We start from the raw sequence: 25,844 nt of genomic DNA on the forward strand, positions 1-25,844 counted from the left end.
GCCGGCTACGTCGCCACCCGCGGCCGGTCCGCCAGCGTCACCGCGGGCTGGGTCCAGCCGTCCGTCTCCTGCACCAGCCCCGACGCCTGGTCCGGCTTCCGGGTCGGGCTGGACGGCGACGGCAGCAAGACGGTCGAGCAGATCGGCACCGAGGCCGACTGCTCCAGCGGCTCCCCGGTCTACTCGGCCTGGTACGAGATGTACCCGGCCTACCCGTCCGACTTCAGCAGCCCCGCGCAGCCCGGCGACCACTTCACCGCGAGCGTCACCACCGACGGCGCCGGGTCGTTCCAGCTCACCCTGTCCAACACCACCCGGGGGTGGACCCGCACCGTCAACAAGTCGCTGGAGGACGCCGCCCTGGCGTCCGCCGAGGTGATCGCCGAAGCCCCGTCCAGCATCTTCGGTGTGCTCCCGCTGGCCGACTTCGGCACCGACGACTTCACCGGTGCCGACGTCAACGGGCAGAGCATCGGCGCTGCGAAGGCGTCGAGCATCGACATGGCTGCGGACGGCGTCACCATGGCCACCACCTCGGAGCTCAGCGGCGCCACCGACTCCTCGGTGGCCTGGGACCACAGCTGACGACTCCCCCGACCCGCAACGCCGTCGGCCACTCCGGTGGTCGACGGCGCAGCATCTGGGCGGCACCCGGCGCTCATCAACCCCCGCGTCAACCCCCGCGTTCGTCCGACCCGGCCCGCCGGTTGACCGTATGCTCACCGGATGGAGACCGACGCAGCGGCGCAGAGGTGTGAAGTGCTCGTCGCCGGGCCGTACTTCGCGGATCTGGTGTTCCACGGTCTGGCGCGGCCGGTGCGACCGGGCACCGAGGTCTTCGCCGACGGCTTCGCCCTGGTGCCGGGCGGCGCGTACACCCTGGCGATGGCGCTGCACCGGCTGGGGCGACGGGTGACGTGGAGCGCGGACTTCGGCACCGATCTGTTCTCCTCGCACGTCCTGTCCTGCGCCAGGCAGGAAGGACTGGACGAGGCCGCCTTCCGCCACCACCCCGTCCCCGTACGGAGTCTGACCGTCGCCCTCGCCTCCGCGGACGACCGGGCGATGGTCAGCTTCCAGGATCCGGTCGATGCCCAACCGCTCGCACCCCTGCTCGGGCGCCTGCGCCCACGCGGCCTGGTGTTGCCCCAACTCCGCTGGGACGACGGCACGGTGGCCGATCTCCGAGCGGCGCGGAAGCTCGGCACGCTGGTGGTCATGGACTGCCACGACACTCCCGCTTCGCTCGACGATCCGGCCGTACGCGCTGCCCTCGCACTGGTCGACGTCTTCACGCCGAACGACGCGGAAGCCCTGCGCCTGACCGGTGCCGGGGACCTGGACGGCGCGCTCGGCGCGCTCGCCGAGCTGGTGCCCACCGCCGTGATCACGCGTGGCGCGCAGGGCGCCGTCGCGGTCCGGGACGGTCGGCGGCACGACGCCCCGCCGGTCTCCCGGGTCGCCGGCATCGACCCGACGGCGGCGGGCGACTGCTTCAACGCCGGTCTGGTGCACGGGCTGCTCAACGGCTGGAGCCTGCCCGACTGCCTCGCGGCGGCGAGCCTCTGCGGAGCCGCGGCCACCACCGGCCCCGGCTCCAGCGCAGCCCTGCACGCCGCGGACCTCGACCGCCATCTCCTCCACCGCCCCGACCAAGGCCACCTCGACCCGCCGTCCCCGGCAAGTGCCAACGTGGGATGGCCACTTCACCGCCGGACGTGATCGTGTTAGCGTCCCTCGGATGTCGAGGATTCTGGTCACCGATCTGGACGGCACCTTGCTCGGCGGCACCCAGGACGACCGGATCCGATTACGGGACGCCCTGGCCCGTCACCCCGAGGTCATGCCGGTCTTCGCCACCGGCCGGGGACTCGCCTCGATCCGTGAAGTGCTCCGCGATCCGCTGGTCCCCCGGCCCCGGTGGATCATCGCCGACGTCGGCGCCACCGTCATCGACGGCACCGACCTCACCCCCGTCGACCCGGTGCAGGAACAGCTGCGTGCCGGCTGGCCGGGCCCCGACCGGGTCCGCGCCGCGCTGCGCCGCTTCCCCGCGCTGGTCTACCAGCACGGCGTCGTCCAGGACGGCCGCTGCTCCTACCACCTGGCCCCGGAAGCGCTCACCGACGACCTCATCGCGGCCGTCGAAGCCCTCGGCTGCACCTGGGTGTACTCCGCGGACCGCTACTTCGACGTCCTGCCGCTCAGCGCTTCCAAGGGCAACGCCCTCCGAGTCCTGGCCACGAAGCTGGGCTGGCAGCCCGAGCGGATCCTGGTCGCGGGGGACTCCCTCAACGACCTCTCGCTGTTCCGCCTGGGCACCCACGCGGTGGTCGTCGCCGGGGCGGAACCCGCCCTGCTCGCCGCCCTCCCCGAGGACCCTCTCGTCCACCGAGCCGACCGGGCCGGCGCCGGCGGCATCCACGCGGCGCTCCAGGAACTCGGCTGGCTCTCCCCCGCCCCCGGCCGTACCCCCGCCCCCGGCCCACACTCCCTCGTGGTGGCCTACCACCGCCCCCCACTCCACTGGAACGGCGAGAGCTGGCAGCCGCCCCGCAGTCCCAACGGCATCCTGCCCACCCTGAGCAGCGCCTTCGCCGACGGACTGTCGGGCGTCTGGGTCACCGCCCGGACCGGCCACGACCGGCTCGCCGCGTTGCCGCACCCCACCGCCCTGCCGCTGTCCCCCGTACCGCTGTCCACCGCCATCTGGGACGGATACTTCCACCGTGCGTGCAAGGAGACGCTGTGGCCGGTGCTGATGTCCGAGCCGGACCGCGCCGTCCACGACGAACAGGCCTGGGCCGACTACCGCACGGTCAACGCGCGCTTCGCCGAGCACATCAGCGCCCAGGCCGCGCCCGGCGCCACCGTCTGGCTCCACGACTACAACCTCTGGCTCGTTCCCGGTCTGCTGCGCCGCCTCCGGCCCGACCTCCGGACCGGGCTCTTCCACCACACCCCCTTCCCGGCCCCCGAGGTGTTCGCCACCCTCCCGGTCGCCGACGAGCTGCGCCGCTCACTGGGCTGCCTCGACTGGGCGGGCTTCCACACCGAGGGCTTCGCGGAGCACTTCCGCCGGACCCTCGCCGGCCTGCCCGATCCGCCGCGCGCGGCCGTCCACCCGCTCGGGATCGACCGGCCGTCCGTCGAGGAGCTCGCCCGCCTCCGCGCGCCGCACCGCCGTCCGGCCACCGGCCGGCTGGTGCTGTCGATCGAACGCCTCGACTACGCCAAGGCCCCGGTCCAGAAGGTCGACGCCATCGACCACCTGCTCTCCGTGCGGCCCGAGCTGCGCGGCCGGCTCACCTTCCGGCTCGTCTGCCCGCCGCCGGAACCCGGCATCACCGCCTACGACGCCACCCGCAGCCACCTCGAGCAGCGCATCACCGACGTCAACGCCGCGTGGCGGCAGCGGAATTGGCAGCCGGTCGACTACTTCCCCCGCAGCCTGTCCGCCGCCGAGGTCATCGACGAGTACCTGGCGGCCGACGTCCTCTGGGTGACCTCCCTCCAGGACGGGATGAACCTCACCGCCAAGGAGTTCACCGCCGCCCAGAGCGCCCTCCCCCACCCTCCCGGCGGTCCGGGCGTCCTGGTCCTCTCCCGGCACGCCGGCGCCGCCACCGAACTCGGCCTGGCCGCCCTCCTCACCGACCCCCACTCCCGCGACGACCTCAGCACCGTCCTCGCCCGCGCCCTCGACCTCACCCCCGCCGAACGCCGCTCCCGCATGAACCGGCTCTCCCGACTCCTCGGCCACGATCGGCCCGCCGACTGGGCCGCCCGCATCATCCGCGAAATCCGAACCTGCACCCCCGACCCCGGCCCCGGCCCCGGCCCCGGCCCCGGCCCCGGCTCCGATCCCGCCGCACCGGCGGCCTGACTCACCCGGCCCTCGCCCGGCTCATGGCCCGGTCCGAGTGTTCTCATGAACTGCCTCTTGCCCGTGGAGGGTTGGTGAGGCAATCATGACAGCCCTCACGCAACCGGGGAGTTGAGACGTCATGGGCGCCGTGGTGGTCGGCACCCAAGTGGCACGGCAGGCGGCCTCGGCGAGTCGCCGTCAATCGGCGGTACGCGTCCAGCTACGCGCTCTCCGCGGCGGTGCTGCTCGCGCTGCGCCTGCGGATGCGGGAGCCGGACGGCCCGGCCGCCGCAGCCCGGGGCCGCTCCGGCGCCTGGCCGTTGCTGGTGGCCGCCGGACTGGCCGCAGAGACCGGGCCACAGGCGATCACCGACACCGCCACCCTCACCGGTGCCGCCGCGATCGCCCTCGGCCGCCGGGTCGCCGCAGTGATGGGCACCGACGACGCCCTGATCGACCGCCTGCGCGCAGCCGCCACCCGAGCCGGCGAACCGCTCTGGCCACTACCGCTCCCCGATGCGTACCGGCCCCGACTCCGCTCCCGGATCGCGGACCTGGTCGACTACACCCTCGGCACCCGGCACGGCACCGCCCTGCTGGCCGGCCACTTCCTGCGCGAATTCGTCCCGCCCGACATCCCCTGGGCCCACCTCGACATCCAGGGCACCGCCCTCTCCGACACCGACGACGCCGAATGGCCCGCCGGCGCCACCGGCTTCGGCGTCCGCGCCCTCGCCGAACTCGTCACCGCCAGCCGCACCGAGCGGTCCTCGATGCCCGGAACGGCCGGACAGCCATGAGTGCGGAGTGGGAAGCCGGTCCCGAGGCCGAGGCGCTGGCGATAGCCCTCGGCCCGTCGAACAGGGTGTCATTGTATTCGGCGTGTCGCGCTGGCCGATTGGCTTCTCGCAACGCGGAAGATCCCGTGCCGCCGCCTGCGGAACATGGTCCAGGACCAGCGGCGGCCGGCCGTCGTGGTCTGGGCGGGCGGGCACCTTCGCCAGCAGGTCGACCAGCCAGGGCGAGCTCCAGGAGCGGGTGTCCCCGAGCCGCTGATGACTTCCCGGACGGTTCCCTCTGCCGGGGGAGGTGCCCGCACCCGAGGGAGGATGTCCGGGTGTCCGGCTGCTCCCTAGGGTTCAGGACATGAAGCTGACGAACACTCGGTTGACGAAGGCGGCGCGGTCCGCTTCGGCCCCGGCCCGAACGGTGAGGTCGGTTCGGTGGTCGAGGAGGGCCTGGATCGCCCGTTCCTGCTGCTGGACAGCGCCCTCGGCAACCACACCAGCCCTGCGCTGACCGACATGTGGCAGCACCTGCGGGGCTGGCACCGCAACTTCCAGCTCGCCACCGCCGGCCACTACTCCTACACCGACGTCCAGGCTCTGCTGCCCACGCTCGCCGCCGCCGGCCGCCTCCCCGCCAGTGCCCTGGCCGACAACGTCGGCACTGTCGACCCGTGCCGCTCACTTCGTGCCCAATCCGCCTACCTGGCAGCCTTCTTCGATCTTCACCTGCGGCACCGCAGCGACCACGGCCTGCTCGACGGTCCGTCAGCCGACTACCCGGAGATGTCCTTCGTCGCCTGACCCCCGCCCGCTCCTCGGCGCGGAACTCCTACCGGGTGAGCGCGCGTCGGTGAGCGCTTCCGGAGCCGCATGGCTCCAGTTCCAGCACGACCGGCCCACGGCTGAACCGTTGGCGATGAGCTGCGGACATGTCGAACATCCTGTCTTTTGCGCAGTCTCTGGGCACAGCTGCTGCGACGCCGTCGCCCCCCGACATGCCGAAGGCGGACACCCAGCGGCTGCTCGACCTCGCCCGCCCGTCGCCGCCCCCCGGGGTCACTTCACGGATCCGGCCATGGCGCCCTGGATGAAGAACCGTTGGAAGCAGAGGAACACCACCACGGGGACCAGCAGGGACAGGAACGCGCCGGGTGCGAGGATGTCCATGTTGCTGCCGAACTGCCGCATCTGGGACTGCAGGTAGACGGTCAGCGGCTGCGAGTCGTTGCCGGCGAAGATCAGCGCGACCAGCATGTCGTTCCAGACCCAGAGGAACTGGAAGATGCACAGCGAGGCGACAGCCGGTGCGGCGAGCGGCAGGGCGAGGGTACGGAAGGTCCGCCACTCCCCGCAGCCGTCCATCCGCGCCGCCTCCAGGAGTTCGGCGGGGATCTCCAGGAAGTGGTTGCGCATCAGGAACACGGCGAACGGCAGCCCGTAACCGACGTGGAATAGAACGACGCCCGGGATGGTGCCGAACACCCCGACGGCACCCTCCAGTTTGGCGACCGGGATGAGCCCGACCTGGACGGGGACGACCAGCAGTCCGACCACGCCGAGGAAGACGGCGTCCCGGCCGGGGAAGCGCATCCAGGCGAAGGCGTACCCGGCGCCCGCGGCGAGGGCTACGGTCAGCAGGGTCGCCGGGACGCTGATGAGCACGGTGTTCCACAGCGCCTTGGGGACGTCACCGCCGCCGAGCAGCGCGGTGTAGTTCTGCAGGGTGAGCTGGGCGGGCTCGGTCACGGCCGTCCACCAGCCTCCGGTGACGGCGACCTGCTTGGGGCGCAGCGAGGAGACCAGCAGGCCGACGGTGGGCACCAGCCAGGCAACGGCGGCCACGGTCAGCACGGCCTGGACGAGGCCGCTCCGGGTGAGGGCGGCGAGCCGGGTCGTGAGCGGCAGGGTGGGCCGGCCGGCGGGCACCGGTGCGGGCACGGTGGTGGGGGCGGACTGGGCCGCCTGGGTGGTGGTCATGCGCGGCTCCCTCGGAAGCGTCGGACGTTGAGAAGCATCACCGGCACGACGAGGAGCAGCAGCAGGACGCTGAGTGCGCTGCCGAGGCCCTGGTCGTTGCCGCCGCCGAAGGAGACCAGGTAGAGCCGGAGCGCGAGCACGCTCGCGTCCTGTTGCACCGGTCCGGGTGCGATGATGTACACGAGGTCGAAGATCTTCATCACGTTGATGACCATGGTGATGAACACGACGCCGAGGACCGGGGCGAGTTGGGGCACGGTGATGCGGCGGAGGATCTGCCATTCGCCGGCGCCGTCGATCCTGGCCGCCTCGATGGTCTCGCGGGGCAGGTTGGCGAGGCCCCCGGCGATGATGACCATGGCGAAGCCGGCCCAGATCCAGATGTAGGCGCCGATGACGGCCGGAGTGATGAACGCAGGGCCGAGCCAGTCGATGCCGCGGTAGGGGGCGGCGAAGTTCGCGGCCGGCATCACCACCGAGGTGGTGGCGGAGGGGGCTGCGCCGAAGCGGAAGGTTCCGTCGTCGGCCGTGGTCGTGGTGGCGACCGTCCTTCCACCGTCCCGGAGTTGGACGGTGACGCCGGGCAGGCCCTTCTTCCCGGCGTCGAGCCGGCCGGGGTGGCCGCCGCCGGGAACGAAGTCCAGGAACACCGTGCCGCTGACCCCGTCACCACCGGCCGGCTCCTGGGCCGTCCGGGCAGTGGCCGGGAGCGCTCCGGGCTGCACGCCGACCAGCGGCAGCAGCACGACGCGCGTGCTGGTGGGCGCCGTGACGTCGCCGTCCTGGGCTTGGTCGAGGCCCGTGCTGGGGCGTGGGTGGGCGCCCGGGTAGGTCGGCCGGTCGTTGAACGTGTCGTGGACGGCGACCGCGGCGGCGTTGAGCACGCCGCGGTGCGGGTCCGCGTCGTACACCGTGCGGAAGATGATCCCGGCGGCGAGGAAGGAGATCGCCATCGGCATGAAGACGAGCAGCTTGAACGCGGTGGCCCAGCGGATCTTCTCGGTGAGCACCGCGAACACCAGTCCGATGGCGGTCACCAGCGCCGGGGCGACGGCGACCCAGATCGCGTTGTTGCGCACGGCGGTGAGGGTGGCGTGGTCGGTGAAGGCGGTGCCGTAGTTGTCGAGTCCGACGAAGCGGTGGCCGGAGGCGTCGAAGAGGCTGCGGGCCACCGAATAGCCGATGGGGTAGACGACGAGGGCGCCGAGCAGCAACAGGGCGGGCAGGACGAAGAGCAGGGCGAGGCCCCGGTGGCGCCGGAGGGCGCCCCCGGATGCCCGGCCGCTGCGGGGCGAGCGCAGAGACATGGTGGATCAGCCCTTGTAGGCCTTGGCCGCGTCGGCTTCGAGCCTGGCCGCGGCGCCCTGGACGTCGGAGGGGTTGGCGAGGAAGTCCTGGAGGTCCTTCCACTCGCCCTGGCCCGCGGTGCCGCCGAACGCGGCGGGGGCCTGGTCCGACATGTCGAAGCGGAAGGTGTCGCCGGCGTCGATCACCGACTTGGCGAACTGCCGGGTGGTGTCGTCGGGGTAGACGGACGGGTCGACCGACTTGTTGGGCGAGATGAAGCCGCCGGCCTTGGCCCAGACGGTCGCGGCCTCGGGGCCGGCCAGGAACTCGACGAACTTCTGCGCAGCCTCGGGGTGCTTGGCACCCTTGAGGACGACCGCCGCGTCGCCCGCGCCCATCACCGGGGCCTTGCCGCCGTCCACGGCGGGGAAGGGGAAGACCTTGGCGTCGGTGCCGACCTGCTTCTTCAGTTCGGAGGCGATGACACCTCCCACGAAGTCGCCCTCATGGGTCATGGCGGCCTTGGGCTGTGCGCCGAAGACCTGCTGAACGGAGGTGGGGAAGTCGGTCTGCAGGGCGCCCTGCCCGCCACCGGCGACGAGTTGCTTGTCGCCGAAGACCTTGCCGAGGGTGGTCAGGGCCTTAAGGACCGACGGGTCGGTCCACGGGATCTCGTGCCGGGTGAGCTTGTCGTAGAGCTCCGGTCCGGCCTGGGAGAGGTAGACGTTCTCGAACCAGTCGGTCAGGGTCCAGCCGGCCTGGCCGCCGACGGTGAAGGCCGGAGTGCCGGAGTCGGCGAGCGTGCGGCCGGCCTTCAGCAGGTCGTCGAAGGTGGTCGGGGGCTGGACGCCGGCGTTCTCGAAGGCGGTGGGGCTGTACCACACGGTCGACTTGTCGGCGGCCTTGAAGTAGAGGCCGTACTGGGTGCCGTTGACGGTGCCGAGGCTGGACCAGATGCCGGCGTAGTTCTTCTTCGCGGCGTCGGTGACGGCGGGTGAGAGCGGCGCCAGCCAGCCTTTGTCGGCGAACTGCTTGATCACGCCGGGCTGGGCGACCATGACCACGTCCATCGGGTCACCACCCTCGATCTTGCTGCCGACCACGGTGGAGAGGTTGTCACCGGTGGAGGTGTAGCTGACGGTGGCACCGGTCTTCGCGGTGAAGGCGTCCAGCACCTTCTTGAAGTTCTCCTGCTCGGTGCCGCTCCACACGGCGGCGACGGTCAGGGTCTGTCCCTTGAGTCCCTGGGTGGCGGAGTCGGCGGCGGTGCCGCCTCCTCCGCTGCCGCAGGCGGTTGCGGTGGCGGCCAGCACGACGGAGGCGGCCAGGGTGGGGAGAGCGCTACGGAGTCTCATCGTCGAGTCTTCTTCCGTGAGGCGGGTCGGGTTTCGTGATGTGATGGCCAGTCAGATATTGGTGGCAGCAGTGTGGTTGATCCACCAGGCGGCGGTTGCGGGCGGCAGGAGGCCGTCGACGCACGGACTGCTGGCCAGCAGGGGCGGACCGGCGACCGGAGCCGGCGCTGGGGTGTCGCCGAAGTTGACGGCGCACACCAGGCCCTCGCCGCGGACGAACGCGAGGACCCCCTGCGGGGTCTCCAGCCACCGCAGTGTCCCCTCGCCCAGCTGCGGGAGTTCACGACGCAGTTGGAGGGCGGTTCGGTACAGGTGGAAGACGGATCCGGCGTCGGCCCGCTGCCGCTCGGCCGTGTGGGCGGCGAAGGAGTCCGGCTGCGGGAGCCAGGGGGCGGCCGGGCTGTCCGGCGGGCTGAAGCCGAACGGGGCCCCGGTGCCCGACCACGGCAGCGGTATCCGGCAGCCGTCGCGGATCCCGGTGCGGCTACCGGTCCGGCGGAAGATCGGGTCGGTGATCGACTCGTCCGGCAGGTCGAGGACTTCGGGCAGCCCGAGTTCCTCGCCCTGGTAGATGTAGACGGCTCCGGGCAGGGCCAGCATCAGCAGGGCGGCGGCCTTGGCGCGGGCGGGGCCGGAGGCCGGGTCCTCCCCCGCGAACCGGCTCACCGTGCGGACCTGGTCGTGGTTGTTGAGCACCCAGGTGACGGTCGACCCGGTGCCGGTGATGTCCCGTACGGCGTCGTCGATGACCCGGTGGAAGTGCGCAAGGTCCCACGGCGCGTGCAGCAGGTGGAAGAAGAAGGCTTGGTGCAGTTCGTCGGGCCGCACGTACAGCGCCTGCTCCGCCGGCGTGGGCACGGAGGCCTCGCCGACCAGCAGCCGTTCACGGCCGTCGCGGGCGGTGTACTGCTCGCAGATGGCACGCCACCGCCGCCAGATGTCGTGCACCTCCGGCTGGTTCCAGGCCAGTGGGTTGACCGAGTCGCGGGTGCGCTCGTCCACGTCCGGGTCGGGCGAGTCCGGCAGTTCCGGATGCTTGTACAGCCCGGCTGCCACGTCGATCCGGAAGCCGTCGACGCCGCGGTCGAGCCAGAACCGCAGCACCTCCTCGAAGTGGACGGCGACATCGGGGTTGCGCCAGTTGAAGTCGGGCTGCTCGGGGGTGAACAGGTGGAGGTACCACTGGCCGGGCCGGCCGTCGGCCTCGGTGATCCTGGTCCAGGCCGGGCCGCCGAACATGGCCCGCCAGTTGTTGGGCGGGAGTTCCCCGTCCTGGCCGCGCCCGTCGGCGAAGTGGAACCGCGCCCGCTCGGGACTGCCGGGGCCGTTGGCCAGAGCCTTCTGGAACCACGGGTGATCACTTGAGCAGTGGTTGGGGACGACGTCCAGGACCAGCTTGAGACCGAGCAGCCCGCAGTCCGCCATCAGGCGGTCGAACTCGGCGAGGTCGCCGTAGACGGGGTCGACGGCGCAGTGGTCGGCGATGTCGTAGCCGTGGTCGTGCTGGGGCGAGACGTAGAACGGGTTGAGCCAGACGCCGTCGGCGCCCAGCTGCCGCACGTGGTGCAGCTGTTCCCGGACGCCGGCGAGGTCGCCGACGCCGTCGCCGTCGGCGTCACGGAAGCTGCGCACGTAGATCTGGTAGATCACGGCGTCGCGCCACCAGGCACGGGCGGCGGGGGTGGTAGGGGCGTGCGAACGAGCGCGCGGCAGGGTGACCGCGTCGCCGTCGGCGAGGGTGGGGTTGAGCATCTCGCTACTCCAACGGTTATGCATTCGCGTTAGGTATAGCAGGCAAATACCAGCACTGTTAAGCCCTTGTTTGATGGAGTTTCCCAGGAGTTACACGGCGATGCATCGAGTCAGAGATAGATACCTGTTATGTACTCGCTAAGGCCTCGCGAAGCAGGGGCTGACCGCCCACGGGCCGTCGTCGGCGTCGACTCAGCCGACGACGGCGCGCAGCTCCGCAGCCAGCCGGGGCAGCGCCGCCCCGGCGGGCCGACGGCCCGACACGACCTCGAACGCCGTCTCGCTGAACGCGAGGCTCAGCTGCTGGTACTGCGGCACGCCGGGGCGCGCCCCGGCCGCCAGGATCGCCGTGCGCAGCACGGGCAGGTACGGGAACCGGGCCGTCAGGTCCGGGTCCGCGTAGAGGTCGGCCCAGACCGGTGGCAGCCCGCCCTCGGTCAGCACGCGGGACTGCGCCCGGCGGCTCGTCAGGTAGCCGATCAGTTGCCGCGCGGTGCGCTGGCGCCGGGAGAACCGGCTGACCGCCAGCCCCGAGCCGCCCAGCACACCGCTGCCGGGCCTGTTCGGGCCGGGCAGCGGCACCACGCCGAACCGCCCCTCCACGGGGGAACCGGCGGCGCCGACCGCGTGGTAGACGTACGGCCAGTTCCGCAGGAAGAGCAGGCCGCCCCGGCCGAAGGCCTCGCGGGACTCCTCCTCCTGGTAGCCGAGCGCCTCGCGCGGGATCCAGCCCTCGCGCACGCCGCCGGCCAGAAACTCCAGGCCGGCCCGGGCCTGCGGGCTGTCGACCACCACGGTTCCGTCTCCGGCGAGCAGGTCCCCGCCGGCCGAGCGGATCGCCTCCAGGGCGTTGACGGCGAGTCCCTCGTACGGGCTCAGCTGCCCCGCGTACCCGGACAGCCCGTGCGCGGGCGCCAGTGTCCGTGCCTGCCGTGCCAGGTCGGCCCAGGTGGTGGGCGGTTGCTCGCCGGCGGCGTCCAGCACGTCGCTGCGGTAGTACAGCAGGGCGGCGTTGGCGACGAACGGTACCGCGTACAGCCGCCCGTCGAATTGACCGGTCCGGACGACCGGCGGCAGCAAGCTGCCCAGTGCGAAGTCCGACTCGTCCAGCGGCACGGTCCAGCGCCGGGCCGCGAACTCGGCCGTCCACACCACGTCGAGGTTGAGCACGTCGAAGCGGCTGCCGCCGGCCGACAGCTCTCCGGCAAGCTGGGCGTGCACCTCGTCCGCCGCCTCCGGCAGCTCGACCAGTTCGGCCGGCTGGTCCGGGTGCTCGGCGTTCCAGTCGGCCAGCAGCCCGCGCAGGTAGCCGGTGGTGTCCCGGCCGGTGGCGAGCGTGACCGGCCCGACGCCCTCCTGGTCGCCCATCGCCTGCGCACCGCCGACCAGGCCGTACCAGGCGGACGCGCCCCCGGCCGCGAGCACCGCCGCCCCGCCCACCAGCGCGCGCACCACGCGCCGACGGCCCGCGTCGGGCCCGGTGGGCGGCCGGTCTTCCATGGAGCTCCTTCGGTCCGCCGGCACGGGTGGGGGCCGACGCACGTCCCTTTATACGGCCTCCCTGCTGGTGGGGGCCCGCCTGCCCGTACTGTGTGACCGAGGTGTAACCAGCGAACAGGCACGAGAGGGAAGAGGTGACGCCCGGTGCGCCATCAGCTGCTGGCGCTGCTGGCCCGGCAGCCCGCCTACGGGTACGAGCTCAAGCAGGGGCTTGAGCAGACCTTCGGCGCGGCGTACCCTCAGCCGAACATCGGCCAGATCTACGTGACCCTGAGCCGACTGGAGAAGTCCGGACTGATCCGCGGCACCGAGGTGGCGCAGGAGGGCAGGCCGGACAAGAAGGTCTACGAGATCACGGAGAAGGGCACCGAGGAACTCGCCGGCTGGTTCGAGGCGCCCACCGAGGGGCCCCGCGTCAGGGACGAGTTCTTCATGAAGCTGATCCTGGCCGAAGGCACCGACCTCGCCGACCGGCTGACGCTGATCAACAACCAGCGCCGGCACTGCATCAACACGATGCGCGGACTCAACAAGCTGGCCGCCACCGAGCGCGGCAACCGGACCTCGCTGCTGCTGATCGAGGGCGCCGTCCTGCACCTGCAGGCCGACCTCGACTGGCTGGAGCGTTGCCAGGAGGAGCTCACGTGACCGGCCCGGAGCCGATGCCGCCACCGATGCCGCCGCTGCTGGCCGCCGAGTCCGTGGTGCGCTCGCACCTGAGCGGCTCGACCCTGATACCCGCGGTCCGCGGCATCAGCCTGCGGATCGACCGGGGCGAGTTCGTCGCCGTCACCGGCCCCTCGGGCGCCGGCAAGTCCACCCTGCTGCACCTCCTCGCCGGCCTGCTGCGGCCCGACGAGGGCGAGCTGTGGCTCGACGGCCGCCGGGTCGACCGCCTGAAGGAGTCCGCCTGGGCCCGCCTGCGCCGCCGGCACTACGGCATCGTCTTCCAGAGCGGCAACCTGCTCCCCGACTTCTCCGTCGCTGACAACATCGAGCTGACCGCGGTGCTCGCGGGCATGTCCGGCCGCACCGCCCGCGAACGCCGCGAGGAACTCCTCCAGGACCTCGGCCTCGCCCACAAGGCCACCGCCGGGCCCGGCGAGCTCTCCGGCGGTGAGCGCCAGCGCGTCGCCCTGGCCCGCGCGCTGGTCAACCGGCCGCAGCTGCTCCTCGCCGACGAGCCCACCGGAAACCTCGACAGTCGCAGCACCCGCGACGTCCTCGCCCTGCTCAGCCGCTACCACGAACAGGGCACCACCATCGTGCTGGTCACCCACGACGCGCGGGCGGCGAGCACCGCCGACCGGGTCGTCAGCCTCTTCGACGGCCGGATCGCCGACGACGCCCGGGTGGAGGAGCCCCCGGCCGCGCGGCGCGCCGTCGGGGTCCGCGACATCATCGATTTCGGCGGGTGAGCCGGTGCGTGCCCTGCTCCGCTGGATCCGCGTCGACCTGCGCTCGCACCGCGTCCACGCGCTTCTGATCGTCCTCGCCACCGGCGGCACCACCGCCGCTCTCCTGCTTGCCGGCACGCTGCTCGGCGCCGCCGCCGACCCGTGGCAGCGGCAGTTCCAGGCCGCCGGATCACCCGACATCCGGATCGACCTGCGCCCGTCCACGGCCGCCCGGGGCGGCACCGACGAACCCTCGGCCGCCGTGCTCGCCCGCGAACCCGGCGTACTCGCCGTCTCACCACCCCAGCAGACCGCCGAGACCACACTCGTCGGCCGACGAGCAGACGGCGCGGCCGCCGCGGGCCCACCCGGCCGCACCGCGCTCGTGCTGCGCGGGGACACCCCGGGCGCAGCCCGCCCGTTGCTGCGCTCCGGCACCTGGCTCGACCCCGCCGATGCCCGCGGCATCGTGCTCGAACAGTCCGCGGCCGACGCCGCCTGGGCCCACCCCGGGGACCACCTGACCGTCCTCGACAGCCACGGCGCGGCCGTCGAACTACAGGTCCTCGGCATCGCCGACAGCCCCGACCAGCTGCCCAGCCAGGCCGCAGGCTACGACCTCGGCTGGGCACTCCCCGACACCCTCGACCTGGTCCAGCCGGACCAGGCAGCCCGGGGTCTCACCCTCGGCCTGCGCCTGGCCCGTCCATCCGACGCCGCGTACACGGCCCAGCGGGTGGTCAGCGTCCTCGGTGCCGGGCGGGTCTCCCGGATCACCACCTGGCTGGACGCGCGGGACGCGCGGCAGCAGGACAACCGGCTGACCGGCCTGCTCCTCGGACTCAGCGGACTCGCCGCACTGCTCGCCGCTGCCCTGGCGGTGGCCGGCGGGGCAGGCTGGCGGATCAGGACCAGGACGGGCGACATCGCCCTCCTCAAGGCGCTCGGCTTCACCGCCGGCCAGGTCGCCTGGATGTTCATCGTTGAACAGCTCCTGCTGGCCGGCACCGGAGTCCTGCTCGGCTCCGGCGGTGCCGCGATCGCCGTCCACACCGTCCCGGCCCTCGGCGGCGGGACCGACGCGCTCCACGGACCCGTGCCCGGCGGCACGGCGACCACCGTCGCCGTCGCTGCCGCCGCCCTCCTCGCCGTCGGGGCCGCCGCCGCACTGCCCGCACTGCGGGCCTCGCGGGTCACCCCCGTGCCCCCGACCGACGGCACCCGACCACCCGCAATGACGGCCCGACCGGTCCGGCTCGGCCCACTCCGACGGCTGCCCCCGGCACTCGCGCTCGGCCTCGGCAGCGTCCTGCGCCGACGCTCGGACCTGGTCGGCAGCGCCCTGCGGCTGACCGTCCCGGTCGTCGCCGCCACCCTGGCCCTGAGCACCTGGGCGACCCTCGACGCCGTCACCCGGCCCGATCGCGGCGCCACCGTCCCGTCCGTCACCGCCCGCCGCACCACCCCCGATCAGACACCCGGCGACGGGCGGCTCGCCGACGCCCTGGCCGCCGACGGCGCCGTGCAGGGCGTCTACCCGGGCACGGAAATGCAGGCCCTCGCGCCCGGCCAGTCCGCGACACTCACCCTGCGCGCCGTCGGCACCACCGACGCCCCGTACCCGTACACCGTCGTCGAGGGCCGGGCGATCCGCGCCACCGACGAAGCCGTCGCCGGGCAGGGCGCCCTCGACCTGCTCGGCGCCCGGGTCGGCCAGTGGGTGCGGCTCACCACCGGGAGCACCCCCCGCATCCTGCACATCGTCGGACGCAATCTCGAACCGGAACACGGCGGCCGTGTCCTGTCCACCGGGTTCGACACCCTCGACCGGCCCGGCGACCCCATCCACCCGAACTTCTGGCAACTGACCCTGCGCCCCGGCCAGGACCCCGCCGCCGTCCAGCGAGACCTCCCCGCCCGCGCCGGCCTCGCCGGGCAGACGGAGATCCGCCTCCCCACCGGCCCGGTCACCAGACCCGGCGCCCTGCGGGCCAGCGTGGTCGGCCTCCTGCTCGTACTCGCCCTCATCGGCCTGGTCGACCTGCTCACCACCGCCACCGCAGGCTTCCACGAACGCCGCCGGGACCTCGGCCTGCTCAGGGCGATCGGCCTCACCCCGGGCCAGTCCGCCGTCGTGCTCGCCGTCCGCGGGACGGTCATCGCCCTGAGCACCGTCGGCGTCGGATCGGTCGTCGCCATCCCGCTCGTCCGCCGGCTCATCGACCGGCAGGGCGAGCTGAGCGGAATCGGCGCGGGCATCGCCCGCGCCCCGTCCGCCTGGACGATCCTCGCCATGGCCGCCGTCTGCGCCACGACGGCGGCTGCACTCTGCGCACTCCCGGTGCTGCGCATCCCCCCGCCCACCCGGACCCCGGACGGCGCCGGCCGGTAGACGTCGCGGCCCGGGCCGCGAGGGCCTCGTACTGGCCGAGCTCACCGATGCCCGTCTGCACGGCCCGCTGCCCAGCGGCATCACCGGCCACCGCCTCAGCGACACGCTGCAGGTCGTTGTCGGCCTGGGTCGGCACCGCAGAACAACCATGTCAGCGGAACCCTCGCCGAGGCCGCGGGCTTCCGACCGGTACGGCGGGTGGTGGTGCACTGGGGCCGACCCGGCGCCCCCCCTGACGAACACGTGTTCGACGAGGCATCAGGGAGCGGCCGAGGAAGCCGCGCGGCGCGCCGATCCCCCGTCAAGACGCGCGTGCCGCGCGAAGATCGCACAGGAGCACAGGGCGGATCTATCGAGGTCCCTACTTCGCACACCGTGCCCGATGGGCGGCGATCAGCGCGCGGTACCACGCATACGAGGCCTTAGGCGTGCGGCGCTGCGCCTCGAAGTCAACATGGACTAGACCAAAACGCTGATTGAACCCCTCAGCTCGTCGAACAGGCTGTCACTCCACCGGTCGACCATGAAGACCTCATTGTCTACGGGTGGTTGCCGTGGATCCCACACTTCGCCCGTCGCTGAGTGAGCCTTGAGAGATGCCCGCTCCCTGCCCGGCGCACGGGGGCGCAAGACTTCAGGCAAGTGGCACTCCTATGCGCTCCCCCAATCTCCGACCGAGCGCCGAATTCATACTCGTCCTCTCAACCCGCGCCGTACCCTGGTGCGTTCGCCTACCGACCAGGTGAGCTCACGACGACGGACCGGAGGGTCAGCAAGTGGACGGCACCGCCAGCCGCGCGAGGGAGGAGGCCGTGGCCTCCCAGGCTCAGCGATGGGCCGACGAACTCATTGATTTCGGACCGCGCAACACACTGCTGCACTTCAAGGACACCAAGACTGGCAGCCTCGACCTGACCACCGTCTCCATCGAGGCACAGCACGCGCTGCCGACCGGCCGGAAGGTCCGGCTCGCGAGTCTCGTCTCCGATCCGTCCGATCACAAATCCGCCTGCCTCCACGCACGCTACCTGCGGCGCCGGATCACGGAACTGGACGAGGAACAGGGCATCGAGGCCGGCCGCCTAGCCCCGCGCTTCGCACATGGGGTTTTAGGTCTCCAGCCAGCGGGGTCGGGTTTCGTCGATGCCGAGGAGTTCGAGCAGGTGTGCTTGGACTCCTCGGTTGATGAGGACGACGGGTGGGCTGGTTGCGGTGCCGGGCCGCATCATCAGGCTCGCCAGGTGGTAAAAGATCATGCGTCCGGTGGGGCGGACGGCTCGGTTGTCGGGGTAGAGGCCGCGCATGGTCTGCTCGGGGCCGAGGGCTTGGCGGACCTGTCGTTCGATGAGGCAGAACACCAGCAGGGCCAGGCAGATCACGGTGATCAGCGCGGTGATGCGGCGGTTGTGTCGGAGGAAGACCGGTGCGACCGCGAGTGGGCCCTTGAAGTCGTGGTAGCGGCGTTCGACCACGGTTTGGCCTTTGTAGCGCAGGAAGACCTCTTCCGCGGTGGCTTGTTCGGGGGTGAGGTTGGTCAGTAGTGCGTACCAGCCGTCGACGGCGGCCTGGGCGTCGAGGACGTCCTGGTCGAAGTGCCATTCCAGGGCGGGCCGGCCGGCCTCGTCGGTGGTGATGGTGGTGCGAAGGCAGTCCTCGACCCGGCGGGCGCGGGCGATCACGCCGATCCGTGCGGTGATCTTCTCGGCCGTGCCGTAGAAGCGTCCTCCGGCGCCGCGTTGGAGCTTGTCGAGGTCCTCGGCCGCGCGGGCCAGGCGTTTGGCGCGGGCGCTCTGCTGGCCGCGGGCGTTACCGGTGGAGTGGACAAGAATCCTGCGCAGGGTGTGCGCCGGGTCGCTTTTGCGACGGCTGGTGATGGTGTGGGTGTCCTCCAGGACGCGGTAGACCTCCCGCTGATCAGCGGGCTTGTGCGCGTCACGGCCGGGGACGTAGTCCACGACCGTCGCCGTGTCGGGGTCCAGGGCGACGTAGACGTGGTGGGGGACCTTGGAGGCCGGGGCGGGCGCGACGAAGGCGACCTTCGCCTCCAGCAGGGCAGTGACGTTCGGGTGGGACACGAGTTTGGAGTCGGCCACCAGCAGGAAGTCCCGCCGGCCGGCCATCGTGCGCAGGGCCTTCATCGCGCCGACGACCTGGGCGACCTCGCCCGCGCCGCCGTCGTAGACGCGGTGGAAGAGCGGGATGCCGCCGTCGCCACTGACCGCGAGGCCGGCCTGGATCTGCTTCAGATCGACCCTGCGGTCCTTGGGATGACCGTACCTGGCCTGTGGAAACTGCTCGTCCTGGTCCTCGTAGGCGCCGAAGAGGGACATCGAGGTCATGTCCCAGTGGATCCGGGACACCTCGATGCCGAACTCCGTGACGGCCTGCGCGCCGACCGTGCCCACCAGCTTGTCCAGGTGCGGCGCGATGGCGTCCAGCGCGCGGGCGAGCCGGTCATCGCCCAGCAGGTCCGGGGCGATGCCGAACACCTCCTCCACGGCCCATTCCCGGGCCCAGTCGCCCACCCGCACCAGCGGCGCCGGTGCGGACAGACGGTTGGCGATCAACACCTCGATCACCTGGCCGTGCGTGAGATGCGCGACCTCGCGGATCGGGCACAGCCCGTCGACGATCCCGGCCACGTCCAGCCGGCGCAGAAACTCGGCAGAGGCAGGCAGAGCGCCCAGACGCCTCTCCACCACGGGCGTCAACTCCACAGCGAAGCGCGGACGGTGGACCCGGGAACGACGTGAACGGGATATCGGCACACCAGGCTCAACGACCAGCACCCCACCGGGGTACCGGTCGCATCACCAGTTCATCCGAACTCGTCATGTGCGAAGGACCGGCCTAGCCTGCGGACTGCTCAACGTGGACCCGCCGAGGACACGTGGCACTACCACCGTCCTCCCACTACGTGCTCCCCTCGTGCTGCTGCCCCTAACGATCCAGCCGCGCACAGCCACCGAGAACGACTTCGTCCTTCAGGTCGACGGCGAGCCGGAGATCAATCCGGTCCTGTTCTACGCGTTGAGCCGCCAGTACGGCCTGGACACCGACCTCGACCAACTGGCCGACCAGGCATCAGCCGTGCTTGAGGACCAATCGGATCCGGGCACCCGGGTACGCGCTGTATACGACCTCCTCGCCAAGGCCCTCCACCGGAGCGGGCTGTCCGCGTCGTTCGAGGAACGCGTAGTGGTCGGGGCCTTCAGCTTTGACCGGCTACCCATGGTCAACGACTGAAGAACTCGACCTCATTGCTTGCCGGTCACCCGGTCATCGCCGCCATACCCTGCGCAACCGGCCCCGGCTGAACCACTGGGGACGAGCTACGGACTTATCGAACACCCTGTCTTCTGCCTATGTCCGAGGCCCAGCTGCTGCGAACCGAGCCGTCCGGATGGTCTCTCGACTGCTACCGAACGGCCATTCAGTCCGCAATGACTGGAAGCCAACTACTGTGAACGGTTAGCACGATGGGCGGCGATCAGGTCGCGGTACCAGGCGTAGGAGGCCTTCGGCGTGCGCCGCTGCGTCGCGAAGTCGACGTGGACGAGACCGAAGCGCTAGTGGTACCCCTCGGCCAGTCGAACACTCTGTCATTCTAAGCCGCCACAGATCAGAGTCGCCAACTACCACGGGAACAAACACCGTTGGTTGATAACGGAGCTCGCCGAAGTCGCTCCTACCTCTCGTGCCGCGCCCGATGGGCACCGATCAGATCGCAATACCAGGCATAGGAGGCCTTCGGGGTGCGGCGCTGGGTCTCGAAGTCAACGTAGACCAGACCAAATCTCTGACTGAAGCCCTCGGCCCGTCGGACACCCTGTCATTCTATCCGTGGCGGTGGTCTGCCAGGTCAGCGGCCCGCAACAAGCTGGTACGGCCCGACCTCGCGCCGCGGCAGCCATTGGTCGAAGACTCGGCGAAGATCGTGGTCGCCGTGCCTGCCGGCCTGCGCTTCAGCAGTGGCCTGACCATCAGTGGCTCCTCGCGGCTCGCCGTCAGGGCCGTCCTCTGATGGTGGCAACCCAGGCGTATAGGATCACCGCCGCCAAAGTTGAACGGCTGGCTGCAGGGAGGCGGGAAACGCGTGAACCAGTGCACGACCACGGCGAAGACAGGCGGTCGCGCCTGCGGCAGGTCCCAGTGGTAGAGCGCGGGCAGCGGAATGATGCCGGCCTCCAACAGCCCGTCCACCAGCCGCTCGTAGAAGTCGAGCCCGGCACCGTTGACCTCGCCCCGGCCGGCCGGCTGCACGCGCGACCAGGCGATCGAGAACCGGTACCCGTCGAGCCCCAGGCCGCGCATCAACCCCACGTCCTCGGGCCACCGGCGATAAGGGTCGCACGCCACCCGGCCGGTGTCGCCGCCCCTTTCTGCGCCGGCCCGGTCGCAGAAGATGTCCCACACCGACCGGCCGCGGCTATCCTCGTCCATCCCGCCCTCGATCTGGTAGGCGGCGGTGGACACGCCCCAGCGGAATCCGAGCGGCGGGTCGCGACGGTCCGTCATGGATGAATCCCTCTAAACAACACGAGCCACAAATGCGAGCAGGGCTCATTTCAAGGCGAGCCGGCGGCCCAAATCCAAAGCCGAGTGCCATATAGCCCGCAAGGGCCTGGCCCTCAGGGGCCGCCGCACCGATCACCCCACCCGGCCACACCGGCCACAGGTGCGCCATCGCAACCCCAGAACCAGAGCCACGATCATCAGATCGCCACGTGGTGGAACTTCATCGGCCGCACCAACGAGGAGATCGCCCAGACCCGCGCCGACTGGCAGTCCGGCACCCGCTTCGGCGAAGTCCATGGCTACGCCCGCGCCCGCCTGCCCGCCCCGGAGCGGCCGCTGACGCCACTGAAGCCGCAGGGCCACGAGCGCTGAGCTGGCGCCGGTAGCTGTGCGGTGGGCCGTGTCATGGGCGCATCGATGGTGCTCGACACGCCCCACCGCGCTCCGGTGCGTTCGGCGGCGTTGTTCGGATCACCCGTTCGCGCCAGGGGCGATGTGATAAGGATAGCGGTTGACGGCGGGCCGGACGGGGGAGTCGGAGACATGCGCGATCCGTTGGAGAACGTGGAACTCACCGAGGCCGTGCAAGGTCTGCGGGACCAATTGATGGCCGCCGCGGACGCTGCGGACGGTCAGCGCATCAAGTTCGAGGTCAACGAGATCACGCTGGACTTCTCGGTCGAGCTGCGACGCGACGCGACGGCCAAGGCGGGGTTCAAGGCATGGGTGGTCTCCGGCGACGCCCAGGTGGGGGTCGCGCAGAACGCCGTCCACAAGGTGTCCGTGAAGTTGAAGCCGACGGACTCGGCCCTCGGCGGGCCGATCGAGATTGGCAGACAGGCCGCGGTCGACCTGGGTGACTTCGAGCATCCGTCCGGGCTGAGCGGCGGATGAGCGTCCGGTCCGTCGAACGCATCGCCATCGTCCAGGGAGCGCGGCAGGGCAGCGGCTTCCTGTTGGACTCCCGCCTGGTGCTCACCTCGGCGCACCTGTTCGACGGGGACAACGGGGCCGCTCGCGTCGCCGTCCCCGGAGGAGCGGGGACGCGCAACTGCCGCCTCAGGTGGCGTCGTTACGATGAGGCGTGCGACGCGGCCCTACTCGAAGCGGACGACGACCTGGTCAGGGACGCCACGACGTGCCGGATCTCCGACGTCCGCTGGGGCCGGACGGCGGGCCTGGCCGCGTGGGAGAACTGCGAAGCCGTGGGGTACCCGCTCATCTCGCTGCGGGACGGGGCGAGGCCGGACACCGAGCAGATCGTCGGCACGCTGAAGCCGGGCTCGTCGATCCTACGCGGCCGCTACATCCTGGACAGCTCCCACACACCGCCGCCGACGGCCAGCACTCCCGGCACATCGCCCTGGCAGGGGATGTCGGGTGCCGCGCTCTTCGCCGGAGAATTCCTGGTCGGCGTGGTCTCCGGGGACCCGGGGCGGTGGGCGCACGCACGGGTGGAAGCCGTTCCAATATCGGTCGTGGTGGCCGACCCCGAGTTCCAGCAGGCAATGGAGGCAGCCGTAGGGCTGCGGCCGGAAGTGGTGGAGATTGACAGGTCGGTAGCGCACACGGTGCGCGAGGCCGCCACCTCTCGCCAAGGCGACTGGCTCCGGATCGCCGACGCCGATCCAATCTCCTTCGGCGTCCATCGCGCGCCGGACGCCGCCGGCCATCCGGAAGTGGTGCAGTACGTGCCACGCAACGTCGATGCCCAACTTGACGCCCGACTCGAAGCGCTGGCGGAGACCGGCGGCATGCTGCTCCTGACCGGGGATTCGGCGGCGGGCAAGTCGCGGGCCCTGTTCGAAGGCATGGTCCGCAATCTCCCGGACCGGTCGGTCTGCAAGCCGGATCCCGACGCCGACCTGGCCTTCCTGCGCGTGCCCTCCGGAAACGACTACGAGAACGTCGTGTGGCTCGACGACCTGCACACCTACCTGCGGTCCGGCGGGCTGACGCCATCCCTTCTCGACCAGCTTGTCCGCCGGGGCACGGTCGTGCTCGCGACGCTGCGCACCGAGTTCTACGAGCACTACACGGATGAGGAGGACGGGCCGTCACTCTGGCAGGGCACCGGACCGCGTCTGCCGTCCTCGCCGGGCAGGGTGATCCGCGCTGCACACCACCTCACGCTGGACCGGATCTGGACCGACGACGAGCGGCAGGCCGCGTCGGCACGCCAGGACCCGCGCGTCGTCGCGGCCTTGAGCGCCAACCGGGCGCACGGGGTGGCGGAGTACCTGGCGGCGGGGCCGCAGGTCCTCAAGCGGTGGAAGGCCGCCTCCCGGGTGCGGGGCAACCCCCGGGGGGCCGCGCTCGTCGAGGCTGCGGTCGCCCTTGCCCGCACGGGTGTGGACAGTGCGCTGCCACCGGATTCACTGGAACGCCTCCACGAGTACTTCCTCGACCTGGCGGGCGGTCCAGCGCTGCGTCCGGAGGACATGGCAGACGCATGGAAGTGGGCGTCCCGGATCGTGCTGGGCGTGACCAGTCCCCTGGTGCCGGGCCGGGGCGGAACGTGGAAGCCGTTCGACTACCTGGTGTCCGATGCTGCGCGCCGGGCCCGTCCGAACGAACTCCCGGAGCAGGTGTGGGAAGAGGCGCTGCGCGTCGTGGACGATACGCGCCGGGTGCTGGTGTCGACCGTCGCCAAGGTGGCGGGCCGGCCGGAGGTGGCCAAGGAGGTGCTCCGTCCCCTCGCGAAGGCAAACGATCCAGACGGCCTGATCAATCTGGGGGCGCTGCTGGCAGAGGAGGAAGACTATGACGGCGCCGCCCGCTGCTTCGAGTGCGCTGCCGCTCTGGGCGACTCCATGGGAGCACACAATATGGGTGCCGTCTCCTTCGCGCGGGGGGATCTGGAAGCGGCCCGGGAGTGGTACGAGCGCGCGATCCAGAGTGGGGAGCGGATGTCGATCGGAGCCCTCGGCCTGGTCCACGAGAAGCTGGGCGACCAGGCCGAGGCGGTGGCGCTCTGGAAGCGCGGTACCGAGGCCGGAGATCCCGGGAGTGCACTGCACTACTCGGACTGGCTGAGGTCGAAGTGGCAGTCGGACGAAGCCGTCGAAGCCCTGAGAGTTGCTGCCGACGGCAAGATCCCGCTCGCCGCCCTCTCGTACGCCGGCGTCCTTCTGCATAGAAAGGAGCACGAGACGGCGAATGCCTACGTGTCGCGTGCCTACGCCGCAGCGGTCGAGCAGGGGGAGCTGGGTGATCCGATCGGCTGTCTGATGGCCGGTGTGACGGCGTACTCCTTCGGCGACGTCCGGCAGGGGAAGAAATGGTGGAGCCGGGCGCAGGAGCGTGGCTGCCCCTCGGACTGGGTGGTCCTGGAGGCAGAGGAGGGCTCGCCCGGACTGCGGCACCTGGCCTTCAGCCAGGTCTGCCTGGACAGACTCGGAGAGGAGGAAGCCCGTTCGCTCATGCAGTTGCTCTGGGCCGGCGACTGCCAGGACTGCGGGTACCCCCTGGGCGACGGTGTTCCTGCGCTCTACGTGGACGACACCTTCATAGCGGCCAACGCGCGGCTCTTCCACTTCGGACTGTGCCGGTATCCACACTGGAACGAGTCGGCCCTGACCCAGATAGCCAAAGACGCGGGCATCAGCTGGAAGGCATTCACCGCCGGAGTGCCCATGGGGGAGGGATTCGGCCCGCTCTGCGTTCCCGCCCTCGTGGTCAACCCGTCTTTCGAGATCGCTCAGTTGGTCCGCAGCGGGGACCGCTGGACAGCGACGGCGGCGTACGGGCCCCGGTCGGATGGCGCCCAGCTGATCGACCTGCGACCGGTGTGGTCTGGGCTGCCGCCCAGGTCCTCCGACGGGCGCGCCTGGGCACTTACCGGCCCCGGCGAGGTCGCGGTGATAACGCCCGGGCAGGCCTGGAGCGCTCCGGCGACCGAGGCGTTCATCGCGCTGGTGGAGCAGTACGGCGGAATGCTGCTCATCACGGCGAGCACCGTCGGGCCCGAGTCCGAGGCCTCGGTGGATGTCCTGGCAAATGTCCTGCAGGCCTGGGACTCGATGACGAGGTGGGTCCCCTTGGAGCCTGGGGCTCCGGGGTAGGCCGTTCCCCGCGGATCATTCGATTGTTGATGCGCAATAGGCGTGGGCAGAGCCGTTGTTGCCGTACCCTGCGCCTCGGCGGGGGCGGACGGTGGCGTGATCATCGGGAGGTGATCGACGCGACCGTGTTCAAGTACCGGACCGGGACGCCGTAAACGGACCTGCCGGAGCGGTTCGGGGTCGTGGAAGGGCGTCCACAACCGGCCATGGAGGTCGGCACTGGACGGTACGTGGGAGCGCGCGCTCACCGCGCTGCTCGCGCTGGCCGAAGCCGAGGGCGACTTGGACCGCGTGGTCGCGGTCGACTCGACGATCGTGCGCGCACCAGCACGCCGCCGGGGCCGAGTGGACCCTCACGCGGCAGCGCCCGCTCACCCAGACCGACTGGCTGCTGCCCATTGCCGACGCCCCGCAGCACGAGATCGACCGCCGCTTCCACGCCATCGTCACCGACGTAGTCGGCGCCCCGACCGAACTGGTCGACGAACACGGCGCCGTGGCCTGGCAGCAGCGCACCGCGCTGTGCGGCCACCCGCTGCCTGACGCGGTCGAGAGCATCGACTGCCCGCTGTGCTTCCCCGGGCAGTTCCACGACGCCGAGACCGGCCTGCACTGCAACGCCTTCCGGTACTACGATCCGGCCACCGCCCACTCTCTCAGCCCCGACCCGCTGGGCCTCGATCCGGACCTGATCGACCTGTACCACGCGATGCCAGCAGCGTCGAGCAGAAACAGGCCCACAACTGGGCCAACACGGCGATCACGCCTGGCTTCAAGGCCTCTACAAAATCCGATTCAGCTCAAACCGCTGGTGACGGCCTTCTCAACCATCGAACACCCTGTCTTCACACCCTATGGCCGAGCGCAGCCACCTGCCCGCGCTCGACCAGCGCACTCATCTACCTGGACCGGTCCCGACATGTGCCACGGCCGCCATCGATCTCAA

Annotated in this window: 17 protein-coding genes and 6 pseudogenes (1 of these 23 running past the window's edge); 13 read left to right on the forward strand and 10 right to left on the reverse strand. The window is 71.2% G+C overall.

Annotated elements, in window-relative coordinates; translation table 11 throughout:
* The 5 genes from O1G21_RS05875 to O1G21_RS05895 all read left to right on the forward strand — a co-directional run.
* Window positions 1-585, forward strand: partial view of a G1 family glutamic endopeptidase gene (locus O1G21_RS05875; protein WP_270141385.1) — the 3' portion only. It extends 195 nt beyond the left edge of the window; 585 of the gene's 780 nt are visible here — the last part of the coding sequence; the start codon falls outside the window, past its left edge; the stop codon is at window positions 583-585.
* Window positions 586-726: 141 nt separating this feature from the next.
* Window positions 727-1,722 (forward strand): carbohydrate kinase family protein, encoded by a 996-nt coding sequence (locus O1G21_RS05880; RefSeq protein ID WP_270141387.1) that lies wholly within the window; start codon window positions 727-729, stop codon window positions 1,720-1,722.
* A gap of 19 nt (window positions 1,723-1,741) precedes the next feature.
* Window positions 1,742-3,886: an HAD-IIB family hydrolase gene (locus O1G21_RS05885; protein ID WP_270141389.1), complete on the forward strand. Its 2,145-nt coding sequence runs from the start codon at window positions 1,742-1,744 to the stop codon at window positions 3,884-3,886.
* 221 nt (window positions 3,887-4,107) lie between these two features.
* Window positions 4,108-4,668 carry a M17 family metallopeptidase gene (locus tag O1G21_RS05890; protein ID WP_270141391.1) on the forward strand — a complete coding sequence of 187 codons (561 nt, stop codon included), beginning with the start codon at window positions 4,108-4,110 and terminating at the stop codon, window positions 4,666-4,668.
* Between the two features lie 423 nt (window positions 4,669-5,091).
* Window positions 5,092-5,457 carry a hypothetical protein gene (locus O1G21_RS05895; RefSeq protein ID WP_270141393.1) on the forward strand — a complete coding sequence of 122 codons (366 nt, stop codon included), beginning with the start codon at window positions 5,092-5,094 and terminating at the stop codon, window positions 5,455-5,457.
* 255 nt (window positions 5,458-5,712) lie between these two features.
* Here O1G21_RS05895 and O1G21_RS05900 read toward each other — a convergent pair whose 3' ends face one another.
* The 5 genes from O1G21_RS05900 to O1G21_RS05920 form a co-directional block, all read right to left on the reverse strand.
* Window positions 5,713-6,633 carry a carbohydrate ABC transporter permease gene (locus tag O1G21_RS05900; protein WP_270141395.1) on the reverse strand — a complete coding sequence of 307 codons (921 nt, stop codon included), beginning with the start codon at window positions 6,631-6,633 and terminating at the stop codon, window positions 5,713-5,715.
* Window positions 6,630-7,940, reverse strand: coding sequence for a carbohydrate ABC transporter permease (locus O1G21_RS05905; RefSeq protein WP_270141396.1), 1,311 nt, complete (start codon window positions 7,938-7,940; stop codon window positions 6,630-6,632). Before O1G21_RS05905 ends, O1G21_RS05900 begins: the two co-directional genes overlap by 4 nt.
* A 6-nt stretch (window positions 7,941-7,946) precedes the next feature.
* The gene (locus O1G21_RS05910) at window positions 7,947-9,275 is read right to left on the reverse strand and encodes an ABC transporter substrate-binding protein (protein ID WP_270141398.1); all 1,329 of its coding nucleotides are present in this window, start codon (window positions 9,273-9,275) and stop codon (window positions 7,947-7,949) included.
* Between the two features lie 51 nt (window positions 9,276-9,326).
* A complete protein-coding gene (locus O1G21_RS05915) occupies window positions 9,327-11,027 on the reverse strand; it encodes a glycoside hydrolase family 13 protein (protein ID WP_270141400.1) in 1,701 nt (566 codons plus the stop codon).
* Between the two features lie 192 nt (window positions 11,028-11,219).
* Window positions 11,220-12,527, reverse strand: coding sequence for an ABC transporter substrate-binding protein (locus O1G21_RS05920; protein ID WP_270141402.1), 1,308 nt, complete (start codon window positions 12,525-12,527; stop codon window positions 11,220-11,222).
* 144 nt (window positions 12,528-12,671) lie between these two features.
* On the opposite strand from O1G21_RS05920, the gene O1G21_RS05925 reads away from it, so the two are divergent.
* The 3 genes from O1G21_RS05925 to O1G21_RS05935 are packed head-to-tail and all read left to right on the forward strand — an operon-like array spanning window position 12,672 to window position 16,316.
* On the forward strand, window positions 12,672-13,175 hold the full coding sequence (locus O1G21_RS05925; protein WP_270141404.1) for a PadR family transcriptional regulator: 504 nt from the start codon (window positions 12,672-12,674) through the stop codon (window positions 13,173-13,175).
* A gap of 14 nt (window positions 13,176-13,189) precedes the next feature.
* Complete coding sequence (locus O1G21_RS05930) at window positions 13,190-13,945, forward strand: ABC transporter ATP-binding protein (protein WP_270150790.1); 756 nt, start codon at window positions 13,190-13,192, stop codon at window positions 13,943-13,945.
* Window positions 13,946-13,949: 4 nt separating this feature from the next.
* Window positions 13,950-16,316, forward strand: a complete 2,367-nt coding sequence (locus O1G21_RS05935; RefSeq protein WP_270141406.1) for an FtsX-like permease family protein — start codon at window positions 13,950-13,952, stop codon at window positions 16,314-16,316.
* Window positions 16,317-16,677: 361 nt separating this feature from the next.
* Here the strand turns inward: O1G21_RS05935 and O1G21_RS05940 are convergent.
* Window positions 16,678-16,806 (reverse strand): annotated as a pseudogene (locus O1G21_RS05940) (family 1 glycosylhydrolase); the annotation flags it as partial.
* Window positions 16,807-17,425: 619 nt separating this feature from the next.
* Window positions 17,426-19,018 (reverse strand): IS1634 family transposase, encoded by a 1,593-nt coding sequence (locus O1G21_RS05945; RefSeq protein WP_270141408.1) that lies wholly within the window; start codon window positions 19,016-19,018, stop codon window positions 17,426-17,428.
* A 226-nt stretch (window positions 19,019-19,244) separates the two neighbouring features.
* On the opposite strand from O1G21_RS05945, the gene O1G21_RS05950 reads away from it, so the two are divergent.
* Window positions 19,245-19,562 carry a hypothetical protein gene (locus O1G21_RS05950; RefSeq protein ID WP_270141410.1) on the forward strand — a complete coding sequence of 106 codons (318 nt, stop codon included), beginning with the start codon at window positions 19,245-19,247 and terminating at the stop codon, window positions 19,560-19,562.
* 212 nt (window positions 19,563-19,774) lie between these two features.
* On the opposite strand, the pseudogene O1G21_RS05955 reads toward O1G21_RS05950, so the two are convergent.
* From O1G21_RS05955 to O1G21_RS05965, 3 pseudogenes are all read right to left on the reverse strand, one after another.
* Window positions 19,775-19,885, reverse strand: a pseudogene (locus O1G21_RS05955) (family 1 glycosylhydrolase); the annotation flags it as partial.
* 119 nt (window positions 19,886-20,004) lie between these two features.
* Window positions 20,005-20,124 (reverse strand): annotated as a pseudogene (locus O1G21_RS05960) (family 1 glycosylhydrolase); the annotation flags it as partial.
* A 326-nt stretch (window positions 20,125-20,450) separates the two neighbouring features.
* Window positions 20,451-20,834, reverse strand: a pseudogene (locus tag O1G21_RS05965) (family 1 glycosylhydrolase); the annotation flags it as partial.
* 210 nt (window positions 20,835-21,044) lie between these two features.
* Between O1G21_RS05965 and O1G21_RS05970 the strand changes: the two are divergent.
* The 4 genes and pseudogenes from O1G21_RS05970 to O1G21_RS05985 all read left to right on the forward strand — a co-directional run.
* Window positions 21,045-21,206, forward strand: a pseudogene (locus O1G21_RS05970) (pirin family protein); the annotation flags it as partial.
* Window positions 21,207-21,377: 171 nt separating this feature from the next.
* Entirely contained in the window at window positions 21,378-21,728 is a 351-nt protein-coding gene (locus O1G21_RS05975) for a trypco2 family protein (protein WP_270141411.1), read from the forward strand.
* The gene (locus tag O1G21_RS05980; RefSeq protein ID WP_270141413.1) at window positions 21,725-24,898 is read left to right on the forward strand and encodes a trypsin-like peptidase domain-containing protein; all 3,174 of its coding nucleotides are present in this window, start codon (window positions 21,725-21,727) and stop codon (window positions 24,896-24,898) included. Before O1G21_RS05975 ends, O1G21_RS05980 begins: the two co-directional genes overlap by 4 nt.
* A gap of 496 nt (window positions 24,899-25,394) precedes the next feature.
* A pseudogene (locus tag O1G21_RS05985) lies at window positions 25,395-25,592 on the forward strand (RHS repeat domain-containing protein); the annotation flags it as partial.
* Window positions 25,593-25,844: the final 252 nt, after the last annotated feature.

The organism is Kitasatospora cathayae, assembly GCF_027627435.1.
Lineage (GTDB): Bacteria > Actinomycetota > Actinomycetes > Streptomycetales > Streptomycetaceae > Kitasatospora > Kitasatospora cathayae.

What these genes read in the sequence shown, in the direction of transcription:
- O1G21_RS05880 (WP_270141387.1), top strand. Translation starts at nt 727, where the DNA reads ATGGAGACCGACGCAGCGGCGCAGAGGTGTGAAGTGCTCGTCGCCGGG.
- O1G21_RS05885 (WP_270141389.1), top strand. Translation starts at nt 1,742, where the DNA reads ATGTCGAGGATTCTGGTCACCGATCTGGACGGCACCTTGCTCGGCGGC.
- O1G21_RS05900 (WP_270141395.1), bottom strand. Translation starts at nt 6,633, where the DNA reads ATGACCACCACCCAGGCGGCCCAGTCCGCCCCCACCACCGTGCCCGCA.
- O1G21_RS05905 (WP_270141396.1), bottom strand. Translation starts at nt 7,940, where the DNA reads ATGTCTCTGCGCTCGCCCCGCAGCGGCCGGGCATCCGGGGGCGCCCTC.
- O1G21_RS05910 (WP_270141398.1), bottom strand. Translation starts at nt 9,275, where the DNA reads ATGAGACTCCGTAGCGCTCTCCCCACCCTGGCCGCCTCCGTCGTGCTG.
- O1G21_RS05915 (WP_270141400.1), bottom strand. Translation starts at nt 11,027, where the DNA reads ATGCTCAACCCCACCCTCGCCGACGGCGACGCGGTCACCCTGCCGCGC.
- O1G21_RS05920 (WP_270141402.1), bottom strand. Translation starts at nt 12,527, where the DNA reads ATGGAAGACCGGCCGCCCACCGGGCCCGACGCGGGCCGTCGGCGCGTG.
- O1G21_RS05930 (WP_270150790.1), top strand. Translation starts at nt 13,190, where the DNA reads ATGCCGCCACCGATGCCGCCGCTGCTGGCCGCCGAGTCCGTGGTGCGC.
- O1G21_RS05975 (WP_270141411.1), top strand. Translation starts at nt 21,378, where the DNA reads ATGCGCGATCCGTTGGAGAACGTGGAACTCACCGAGGCCGTGCAAGGT.
- O1G21_RS05980 (WP_270141413.1), top strand. Translation starts at nt 21,725, where the DNA reads ATGAGCGTCCGGTCCGTCGAACGCATCGCCATCGTCCAGGGAGCGCGG.